Annotated in this window: 9 protein-coding genes; 3 read left to right on the forward strand and 6 right to left on the reverse strand. The window is 71.7% G+C overall.

The window, feature by feature from the left end; translation table 11 throughout:
- Window positions 1–28 precede the first annotated feature (28 nt).
- Window positions 29–613, reverse strand: a complete 585-nt coding sequence (locus GCN81_RS12465; RefSeq protein WP_156724615.1) for a TetR/AcrR family transcriptional regulator — start codon at window positions 611–613, stop codon at window positions 29–31.
- A 130-nt stretch (window positions 614–743) separates the two neighbouring features.
- Between GCN81_RS12465 and GCN81_RS12470 the strand changes: the two genes are divergently transcribed.
- Entirely contained in the window at window positions 744–1202 is a 459-nt protein-coding gene (locus GCN81_RS12470; RefSeq protein ID WP_156724616.1) for a nuclear transport factor 2 family protein, read from the forward strand.
- Between the two features lie 23 nt (window positions 1203–1225).
- Here GCN81_RS12470 and GCN81_RS12475 read toward each other — a convergent pair whose 3' ends face one another.
- On the reverse strand, window positions 1226–1705 hold the full coding sequence (locus tag GCN81_RS12475) for an SRPBCC family protein (RefSeq protein ID WP_156724617.1): 480 nt from the start codon (window positions 1703–1705) through the stop codon (window positions 1226–1228).
- A gap of 70 nt (window positions 1706–1775) precedes the next feature.
- A complete protein-coding gene (locus GCN81_RS12480; protein ID WP_156724618.1) occupies window positions 1776–2624 on the reverse strand; it encodes a DeoR/GlpR family DNA-binding transcription regulator in 849 nt (282 codons plus the stop codon).
- A gap of 334 nt (window positions 2625–2958) precedes the next feature.
- Between GCN81_RS12480 and GCN81_RS12485 the strand changes: the two genes are divergently transcribed.
- Window positions 2959–5280, forward strand: a complete 2322-nt coding sequence (locus GCN81_RS12485) for a hypothetical protein (protein ID WP_231626670.1) — start codon at window positions 2959–2961, stop codon at window positions 5278–5280.
- Here GCN81_RS12485 and GCN81_RS12490 read toward each other — a convergent pair.
- The 3 genes from GCN81_RS12490 to GCN81_RS12500 all read right to left on the reverse strand — a co-directional run bounded on the left by GCN81_RS12490 (window position 5250) and on the right by GCN81_RS12500 (window position 9165).
- The gene (locus GCN81_RS12490; RefSeq protein WP_156724619.1) at window positions 5250–7661 is read right to left on the reverse strand and encodes a right-handed parallel beta-helix repeat-containing protein; all 2412 of its coding nucleotides are present in this window, start codon (window positions 7659–7661) and stop codon (window positions 5250–5252) included. The two genes, GCN81_RS12485 and GCN81_RS12490, sit on opposite strands and share 31 nt — an antisense overlap.
- Window positions 7662–7830: 169 nt before the next feature.
- Window positions 7831–8655 carry an MOSC domain-containing protein gene (locus GCN81_RS12495; protein WP_156724620.1) on the reverse strand — a complete coding sequence of 275 codons (825 nt, stop codon included), beginning with the start codon at window positions 8653–8655 and terminating at the stop codon, window positions 7831–7833.
- An 81-nt stretch (window positions 8656–8736) separates the two neighbouring features.
- Window positions 8737–9165: a DUF6643 family protein gene (locus GCN81_RS12500; RefSeq protein WP_156724621.1), complete on the reverse strand. Its 429-nt coding sequence runs from the start codon at window positions 9163–9165 to the stop codon at window positions 8737–8739.
- 277 nt (window positions 9166–9442) lie between these two features.
- Between GCN81_RS12500 and GCN81_RS12505 the strand changes: the two genes are divergently transcribed.
- On the forward strand, window positions 9443–9948 hold a 506-nt coding region (locus tag GCN81_RS12505; RefSeq protein ID WP_231626662.1), incomplete at its 3' end, for a TerD family protein.

Raw genomic sequence — 9948 nt, forward strand, 5'->3', positions numbered from 1 at the left:
GCGAGTCGGGTGATATGCCTGGTGCGATTCAGGTGATGCGTCGGGTGTCCGTGTCCACTTGGGTGTCTGCGGTGATCAGGAGGGCCGCCGCACGCTCGGCGTGGCGTGCGCTCTCGGGGTCGTGCATGATACCCGCGGTCGCCATCGCTCCCTCAGCGAGTAGCCGCAATTGTTCCGCGGTCGCTTCGGGGAGTCCGGCGGCGGTGGTCAGGTCCGTCAGATAGTCCTTGAACGCCTGTTTGTGCGCCCTGGCTCGCTCGGCGACGGCGGGCGAGGTCGCGCCGAGCTCGCCGTAGCCGTTGATCCAGGCGCAGCCACGGAACCCGGGCTCGCGGAACCAGTCGTACAGCCATGCGTAGACCGCGAGGATGCGGCGGCGCGGGGTGGTCTCCTGGTCGACCCGCTCGGCGAGCTGTGCGCGCCAGCGCAGGTCGCGTCGCTCCAGGTAGGCGTCGATGAGCCGTTCCTTGTTGGGGAACAGCTGGTAGAGGCGCTTGAGCGAGACCCCGGACGCGGTGCGGATGGCGTCCATGCCGACCGCCTGGATGCCGCGTGCGTAGAACAGCTCCTCCGCGGCGTCCAGTGCCCGCTCTCGGGCGATGGCGCTGTCCATCCTCGGTATCCCTCCCGGCTTTGACGTCCCGGTCTTGACGTGGAGAACCAGCGTTCTCTACGGTAGCAGCCACGGGTGGAGAACGATCGTTCTCCGCTGGTGGAAGGCCATACGCCGTTCTGGAGGACCCATGACCAGTCGCCCGCCACTGCCGCCGTTCACCGCCGACACCGCGGCCCTCAAGGTCCAGGCCGCCGAAGACGCCTGGAACAGCCGGGACCCGCACCGCGTCGCGCTCGCCTACACACCGGACTCCGTGTGGCGCAACCGCGACACCTTCGTCACCGGGCGCGCCGAGATCATCGCCTTGCTGACCGCCAAGTGGGAGCGCGAACGCGAGTACGCGCTGCGCAAGGAGCTATGGGCGTACGACGGGAACAGGATCGCCGTCCGCTTCCAGTACGAGAGCCACGACGGCCAGGGTCAGTGGTGGCGCTCGTACGGTAACGAGCTGTGGGAGTTCGACGCCGACGGCCTGATGGCCCGACGGGAGGCGAGCATCAACGACGTGCGCATCGCTCCGGACCAGCGCCGTATCTTCGGGCCGAGGCCCGAGAGCGAGCACCGCGTGCCGTTCCCGCTCCAGTAGACAGGAAATCGCGCGTAGGCCCTCTAAGTCCGCGCGGCCGCCAGTCGCCGGTCGAGCGCGACCACCGCGCTACGGAAGGAGCGCCCGATCCCGGGCCGTGCGGCCCTCAGGACGAGCCGGAACGCCGCTGGACCGTCCGCGGCGAACGTCCACCGCACCCGGGTGCCGGTCCCCGCGGGTGTCAGCCGCCACTCCTCGACCAGCTGACGCACCCCCGGGGCGTTGGTCCGGTCGACTCGGTACGCGTACCGCTCGTCCGGGTCCGCGGCCAGGATCGTCTCCGCGAAACGGATGCCGCCAGCCAACCGGACCTCGCGGCCCGCGCCGCCATCCGTCGGCCGGGCCATCCGTACGGCCTTGAACCACTGCGGCCAGCCCGCCACATCCTCGGCCAGCGCGGCGAACACGGCGGACGGGGGTGCGATGATCTCGCGGGCGAACACCAGGCGTACCGGAGCGTGAGTGACGAAGTCGAGCCCCACCGGGCTCAGTTGGCGTGCCAAGGGATCTGCACCCCCCAGGGAACGGGTAGTTGACCGGGTCAGGGCAGGTATCACCATAGCTGACAGTGCGTCAGATGTCTGCGCCGGTATCCGGCTCGCCGATCTCGCCCGCCTCGCCCGCGATCACCAGCTGATTCAGCTCCTCGGAGACCTCCGCGCGCACCTCGGACCGCAGTCCGGAGTCCGTCACCCAGGTGTCCACCTCCTCCAGCGTGGCGAAGGAACTCAGCCCCACCGTGCCCCACTTGGTGTGATCCGCGACCACCACGACGCGGCGTGCCGACCGCACCAGACGTCGGTTGGTCTCCGCCTCCGCGAGGTTCGGCGTGGACAGGCCCGCCTGCACCGATATCCCGTGCACCCCCAGGAACAGCACGTCGAAGTGCAGCGAGCGGATCGCCTGGTCCGCTACGGGCCCGACCAGGGCGTCCGACGGCGTGCGCACCCCTCCGGTGAGCACCACGGTCGCCGCGCCCGGCCGCTGCCCCGCACCACGCTGGGCCGCGTGGAACACATCGGCGACCCGCACCGAATTGGTCACCACCGTCAGATCCGGCACCTCCAGCAGCCGCTGGGCCAGCGCGAAGGTCGTCGTCCCACCGGACAGGGCGACCGCGCTGCCCGGCGCGACCAGCCCCGCGGCGGCCCGCGCGATCGACTCCTTGGCGCCCAGCTCAAGCGCCGACTTCGCCTCGAACCCCGGCTCGTGGGTGCTCGCGTCCGCCACCGGCACCGCGCCGCCGTGCACCTTCTCCAGCGCACCCTGGCGCGCCAGCGCGTCCAGATCGCGCCGGATCGTCATGTCCGACACACTCAGCTTCCTGGTCAGCTCATTGACCCGCACCCCGCCGTGCCGTCTGACCTCCTCCAGGATCAGGGCGCGGCGCTGCTCCGCGAGGAGGTTCTGATGCTCGCTCACGCCTGATACCGGTCCTTCCATCGCGGGCACGGGACGCTGAATGATCCTTCATCCTCGCATGGGGCACTGACATCCCGCCCAGGACCCGTCGGCGGACTTCGCCGGGGGCTCCCGCCGCCCGGCTCGCGGAGATTCCGTGACGAGGGGTGCGCACACGGCCGCAGGCAGCGATCCTGGTAGCCGCACAGCGCGTTCCAGACTCGTGGGGGGAGTCGTCACCGTGCAGCGTGAACCGGCCGAAGGCACCGCTGAACAAGACACCGCCGAAGAACCCTCTGAAGACACCGCTCTGGAACTGCTCGTGCACGGCGTCGGCGGCACCACGGCCGAGGCGATGCTCGGCGATCCGCGCACCGTCCGCGTGACCGGCGACAAGACCGCGGCCGTGTTCCGCCGCGCCGACGACGTGGACGCCGAACAACGCCCCGAGGACTACGCGGGAAAGCCGGTGCCCGAGGCGTACGTCTGGTCCAACCTCACCTCCGGCAACGGCGCCCGCGCCCTGTGGCTGCTCCTGTTGCCCTTCATGGTGGTCAACCTGGCGCACTGGATGCGGCCCCACACCCGTGGCCTGCGCAAGACCACGCGGTTCTACGGAGCCCTGGTCCGGCTGCTCGGGCTGACGCTGACGGTGCTGCTGGTCGCCGCGGCCTGCGAGGTCGCCCTCGATCTGGTGGCCTGGCAGTGCGCGGGCACCCCCGACTGCTCCGACAACCGCTCCTGGCTGGGCTTCCTCGCCGTCGACTCCTCCGGGCACGGCGGCTGGTGGGCGCAGCCGGGCCGCAGGCTCGCCCTGGCCGCCGTGGTCCCCGCCGCCCTCACCGGACTCCTCTGGTACCTGTCCCACCGCACCTGGAGCGCCTACGAGTCCCAGCAGCCGCTGCCGCACCTGCCCGAACCGGAGGAAGACCTCCGGCGCTCGGCGCTCAGCAGGCAGGGCTTCTGGTACGGACGCCGACTGGTCGCCCGTCTCCGCGCCGCCCACACCGCGGCCGGCCTGCTGACCTGTGCCGCGGCCGTCTCCACATCGGCCGCGCGCTTCGACCGCGCGCCAGCGGGACCCCTCGCCCTTGACATCCTCGGGCGGCTACTGGTGGCAACGCTGGTGGCGGGCACGGTCGTCGTGGTGTGGGTGGTGTGCCGCAGGGGCCGCTCCGAGAACGTCATCGACCAGCGACTGGACCGGTTCGCGACCCAGTTGCTGCCCGGCGCGGCACTCGGCATCCTGCTCCTCGCGGTCGTGTACGCGGGCTGGCACCGTCCTGGCTGGGTGTCCTCCGGAAGGCTGCCGGGTGACGCGACCTTCGGCGGAATCGCCCTGGTCCAGGGCCTGCTGGTGGTGGCGCTCGCGATCGTGGCGGCGGTGCTGTACCGAAGCGCGCCCGGCTCCCGCACCGTGCTACGAGGACTCGGCGGGCCCGCCGTCGCGATGCTGGCCTGCGCGCTCGGCGGGGTGATGTCCGGCGGCGTCGCTCAGCGGGTCGGCGACTGGCTGGACAGCGGCGGCACCCCGGGCCAGGGCGGCCGCCCACTCCCCGGGCCGCCCGTCCTGCTGACCTGGCAGGCGTCGGTGATCCCCGTACTGCTGGTCGTCGTGGTGCTGCTGGCACTGGTCCTCGCGCTCCGCACCCTGCGCGTCGGCCGCGCCGAGATCGGCCAGATACCCGGCGACTACCCGGGCGAGCCCCCGGATACGGCGCGCACCCACCGTATCGCGGGCGCCCGCGCGCGTGCCGTACTCACCGACCACGCGCCCGTGGTCCTCGGGATCATCTCCACCGTCACCCTGCTGCTCGGTGCGGCGGCCCTCATCGGCGCCTGGACCACCGGCGAGGTACCGGGCGAGGCGGCCAGCGGCGCCCCGCCGTTCCTCCAGGGCGCCGCCCAGACCGCCCAGGCGCTCGGCTCCTGGCTGATCGGCTTCGGCTTCATACTGCTGGTCACCTGGGGCCGCCGCGCCTACCGCGACGCCTCGGCCCGCCGCACCATCGGCGTCGTCTGGGACGTCGGCACCTTCTGGCCACGCGCCGCTCACCCCTTCGCGCCGCCCTGCTACGCCGAACGCGCCGTCCCCGACCTCACCTGGCGGATGGCCACCTGGACCCGCGCCCCGGGGCGCAGGCTGGTCATCTCCGGCCACTCCCAGGGTAGCGTCCTCGCGGCCGCGGCCGCCTGGCAACTGAGCCCCTCGGTCCGCAGACGCGTCGCTCTGCTCACCTACGGTTCACCCCTGGAGCGGCTCTACGGACGCTGGTTCCCCGCGCACTTCGGTCCCTCCGCGCTGACCGCCCTGCACCACGACGTGGACTGCTGGCGCAACCTGCACCGGCCCACGGACCCCATCGGCGGCCCGATCGGTCTGGCCGGTGACTGTGGCCCCGACGTCGACCACCCGCCCCTGAAGGACCCGCTCGTCTACGGGCGTACCGAGACACAGCCGCTGCCCGCGCCGATACTCGGCCACTCCGACTACCAGGCCGACCCCGCCCTCGCCGCCGCACGCGCCACGCTGCTGGCCCGGTTACGCGGCGGTGGACTGCCGCGGCAGGCAGCGGCCGGTCCCGTTGGATCGGGGACATCTCAGGGGAGTTCGGGTCAGGGGAGCCCGGATCAGGGGAGCCCGGATCAGGGGAGTTCGGGCAGGTCCTCGGGATAGAGCAGGGTCAGATCGTCGGTGCTCGTCTCGTCGAACTGCGCGACCCGGCCCGCATGCCGCTCGACCATCGCCTCGAACGTCTGCCGCGCGGTCCGGCCGTTACCGAAGGCGGGACCCTTGGGCAACTCGGTGAAGTACTTCAGCAGCGCCTCCGCCGACCCCGTGCCCAGCCGGTACTCGTGGTCGTGCGCCTGCTGCTCCACGATCCGCAGCAGTTCCTCGGCGGTGTAGTCACCGAACGTGATGGTCCGTGAGAAGCGGGACGCCACACCGGGGTTCACGGACAGGAACCGCCGCATCTCCTCCGTATAGCCCGCGACAATCACCACCACCGCCTCCCGGTGGTCCTCCATCAGCTTCACCAGCGTGTCGATGGCTTCCCGGCCGAAGTCCCGCCCGGAGTCCTCGGGCGACAGCGCGTAGGCCTCGTCGATGAACAGCACGCCGCCACGCGCGCGTTCGAAGGCCTCCTGGGTACGGATCGCGGTCGAGCCGATGTGCTCACCGACCAGATCCACCCGGGAGACCTCGACCAGGTGCCCCTTCTCCAGCACACCGAGCGAGGCCAGGATCTCGCCGTACAGCCGCGCCACCGTCGTCTTGCCGGTGCCGGGGGAGCCGGTGAACACCAGATGGCGGCGGACGGACGCGGCCTTCAGGCCCGCCTGCTGGCGCCGCCGCCCCACCTCGATCATGTCGGTGAGTGCCCGTACCTCACGCTTGACGCTCTCCAGGCCTACCAGCGTGTCGAGTTCACCGAGCACCGCGTCCGACGGACGGCTCGGCGGTGGCGTCGGCGAGGTGACCGACTCCTGCTCGGTGCCGCGCTGGCCGGGGACCGAGCCGAGCAGCCCGGCGGTCTGCGTGACCGTCGCGGGGCGCACGGTGATCTCCCGGGCGGCGGGGCGCCCGCTGGCGCTCTCGTCGCTGGTGCAGTCCTCGACGAGCGGGCCGTCCTCGGGGAACTCGTAGCCACCGCGTGAACACCGTTCCGTACGGCACTTCTTCAGTGACGTACGACAGCCGTCCAGGACGTGGAAGCCGTACCCGCCGCTGTCGGTGACGCGGCAGCCGTGGAAGCTGCCCCGGCCCTGCGCCGAGACATAGAATCCGGCCTCGGCGGGCGAACTGACCGTGCAGCGCTCGATGGTCGGATCGGCGCCCTTGGTGACGATGACGCCGGTCTGCGCGCCGTCGATGGTGCAGCCCGACAGGACACCGCCGCTGCCGTGGTCGCGGAACCACGCGCCGGTCGCGGCATCGCGGATGCGGCAGTCGTCGAGTTGAGCTGTCGCGCCGTCGCTCACTGACACCGCCGTGTTGCGGACCTGGGACAGGTCGCTGTCCACCACGTCGGCGCGCGAACCGCGATCCAGGACGAAGAGCGCGTCCGGTACGTCGTGCACCCGGCAGGAGTCGAGCACCACGGTGGCGCCGTCGCTGACCCACACGGCCGGGTAGTCGCCCGTACTCTCATGGATCTCGCACTGGTTGGCGTCCACGCGGGTGCCCGGGTCCCATACCGACAGGCCGTTGCGGCCGAAGCGGCTCACCGTGGAGCGGGTCAGCGTGAGCACGGAACGGGAGCGCAGATCGATCGCGTTCTCCGGGATGTCGTGGAGGCGGCAGTCGGCGAGCGTGAGTACGGCGTCGGTATCCAGGGTGACGCCGTCAGCGGTCGTACGGTGCACCTCGCAGTTGGTCAGATGCGCCGAGCCCCGGCCGGTGATCTGCACCCCCGCACCCTTGACTTCGTACACCTCGCAGCCGAGTGCCTCCAGCGCGGACTGCTCGCCGGTGACCGACAGGCCCGCGCCCGAGGTGTGGTGGATCCGGCAGCGCTCCAGCCGTGGACGGCCGCCGCCGCGCACCGCCACACCCGACTGGCCCGCCGCGACGACCTCGCACTCCTCGAACACCCCGCCCGCGCCGTCCAGTACGGCGATCCCGACGCCCGCGGGGTTGTCGACGGTGCAGCGGCGTACGGTGGGCCGGGCGCCGGAGCGCACCTCGAGCCCCGCCGCTGAGCGGGTGACGATGCGCAGTCCGTCCAGTTCGGGGGTGCCGTCCTCGACGAGTACGGCGGGCGCGGCCGTGTCCTGGCCCTCCACCTGGATGCCCTGCACCACGGCGGACGCGCACACCGTCAGCGGTACGCCGTCCAGGGGCGCCAGGCGCACGGAGCCGGGGGAACCGTCCGGGCCGCGCAGGGTGACCGCGCGCCGCACCACCAGGTTCTCCCGGTACGTACCGGGAGCGACGGTCAGGACATCGCCGTCCCCCGCGGCGTCGAGGGCGGCGGCGAGGGAGGCGTAATCGCCTGTGCGGCGCCGCCACCGCGACGTGCCGGTGTGCGTCACCTGGACCGTGCCCTGTGCCATGGCGCTGCCGTGCCCCCACCTCATGTGTGCGCTGTCCGTGACCGATCTGCCGGTCCACCGTAGCGTGCGCGGGGAGGGGGTACGTCCCGCTCGAGCGAAGCCGAGAGTGGGGTGGGGAGGGAGTTGACCGCTACGCGCGGTCGCTCTGCCGGGTCGCTCCGCGCGACCGCTACGCGAGGATCTCCACCGGGTCGCCCACGCGCAGGGTGCCCGTCCCCTCGGGGATCAGGTTCTGCCCGAACACCAGTTGGTTGCCGAAGCGCCGGTGCCGGGCGAGCGTACGCAGCGGCTCCTTGCCCCGTTCGGCACTGGCCTGGTCCGTCGTGGTCACGATGCAGCGGCCGCACGGCTTGGCGACCCGGAACGTGACCGGGCCGATCGCGACACGCCGGAAGTCGTCCTCGGCCCAGGGCGCGGTGCCGCCCACGACCACGTTCGGCCGGAAGCGGTTCATGGGCAGCGGGCCCTCGTGGGACTGGGTGCCCTGCGCGATCAGGGAGTTGAGGGCATCGAGCGAGGCGAGCGTGGTGAGGAGCAGCGGGAAGCCGTCGGCGAAGCTCACCGTCTCGCCTGGGCGGGCGAAGTCCGGGTCGACCGGACGCCGGGTCGCCGGGTCGTCGAGGTGCACCAGGCGTATGTCGGCGCCCAGGTAGTCACTGATCCACGCGTGGGCCGTGGCGTCGGCGGGGACCGCCTCGACCTTGTCGCGCCAGACCTCCACCGGCACGGTGTGCGCCGGATCAGGCACGGACACGGTCAGCGGCTCACGCCCCGGTGCGGACAGCCTCAGGGCACCACCGGGCAGGGACTCGGCGGAGACCAACGCCAGGCGCGGCTGCGGACGCTGAGTGACGTGCCGCCCCTGTGCGTCCACCAGCAGCCACCGGCGGTCCCCGGCCAGGCCCCAGGGCTGTACGGCCGCTTCGGCCGGGGCGTGACCCCTGGCCGACTTCAGCGGATATACGTGGATCGCGTCGAGCGTGGCGTTCGGCATGGACTCATCCTGCCAGGAAGCGCCGACAGCGCCCCCGCCCGGTGTATGGGCTGGTTACCGGGGAGAGCCTCCGCTGTTCGGTCAGTACCCGCGGCCGCCCGGGTTCTGGCGGTAGTAGGGGTCCTCGTAAGGGGTGGGCGCGGGGCGCGGCGCCGCCGGGCGCATCGCCTCGTATCCCGTGCCCTGCTGTTGCTGGGGGCCCGGGTAGCCACGTGGCGCCGCGGCCTGCTGCGGGATGTACGGCGCGGGGGCGTGCTGCAGCGGGGCGGGCTGCGGCGCCTGCGCGTAGCCGTACGCGGAGGCCTGGTGCGAGGGGGCGGACGGCAGGGCGGGTAGGGGTGCCGCGAGCGCGGGCAGGTGACTGCTCGTGTCGTAGAACGGTGAATTGACCCGGATCGGGGCGATCTGCGGTGTGCCACGCTCGGCGACGAGCGAGTCGTAGATCGGGGTGTCCGGGAAGGACGGCGCGGGGTAGTAGCCGCTGCCGTAGGTGGCGCGGGGGGAGGTCATGGAACATAAGGTAAGCCCACAATGTGGCGGATGGGGAGACCGGTTAGGGGGTTGTTTGCGTGTCGGCCGTGACAGGCAGTCCTCAATTCGAGCTAACTCGGCCAAAATCGGTCGCTGAGTCGCGCACCGATCGTGTATGGAACGCCGTTACCCGTGGTTGACCAGCCAGGCTCAGGCCCCCGCAAAGCGTGTCTCCCCGACGTGGGTAATAGGTTGGCCAGGTGCCAACCGGCAGCACTTCTTGACAGGACGACACGCCATGGGGGCAGTCATGCCAATGCCTAAAGGATCAAATGTTCCCGTTCCGGTCCCAGCGGTACGGGTCGAAATCGGCTGGCGGTCGGCTCCCGGAACCCCGGACGCCGACGCCTCGGCCCTGCTGCTCGCCGACGGCAAGGTCCGCTCCGACGACGACTTCGTCTTCTACAACCAGCCCGCGCACACCTCGGGCGCGGTGCGGCATGAAGGGAAGCAGACCGCGGGCGGGCAGGTGACCGACGCGCTCACCGTCGACCTCGCGCGCGTGGAGCCGGGCATCGAGCGCGTGGTGCTCGCCGCCTCATCCGATGGCGGGAACTTCGGGCAGGTCCCCGGCCTGTATATCCGGGTCATCGACCAGGCGGGCGGCGCCGAGCTGGCCCGCTACGACAGCGAGGACGCGACGGTCGAGACGGCGTTCGTGCTCGGCGAGCTCTACCGTCGCCAGGGCGCCTGGAAGTTCCGCGCCGTCGGGCAGGGCTACGGCAGCGGACTCGCGGGTCTGGCCACGGACTTCGGCATCAG

The sequence above is a fragment of the Streptomyces apocyni genome (assembly GCF_009739465.1).
Taxonomy (GTDB): Bacteria; Actinomycetota; Actinomycetes; order Streptomycetales; family Streptomycetaceae; genus Streptomyces; species Streptomyces apocyni.

Excerpts from the sequence above, each read along its gene's own strand:
- GCN81_RS12465 (WP_156724615.1), bottom strand. The coding sequence starts at position 613 with ATGGACAGCGCCATCGCCCGAGAGCGGGCACTGGACGCCGCGGAGGAG.
- GCN81_RS12470 (WP_156724616.1), top strand. The coding sequence starts at position 744 with ATGACCAGTCGCCCGCCACTGCCGCCGTTCACCGCCGACACCGCGGCC.
- GCN81_RS12485 (WP_231626670.1), top strand. The coding sequence starts at position 2,959 with ATGCTCGGCGATCCGCGCACCGTCCGCGTGACCGGCGACAAGACCGCG.
- GCN81_RS12490 (WP_156724619.1), bottom strand. The coding sequence starts at position 7,661 with ATGGCACAGGGCACGGTCCAGGTGACGCACACCGGCACGTCGCGGTGG.
- GCN81_RS12495 (WP_156724620.1), bottom strand. The coding sequence starts at position 8,655 with ATGCCGAACGCCACGCTCGACGCGATCCACGTATATCCGCTGAAGTCG.
- GCN81_RS12500 (WP_156724621.1), bottom strand. The coding sequence starts at position 9,165 with ATGACCTCCCCCCGCGCCACCTACGGCAGCGGCTACTACCCCGCGCCG.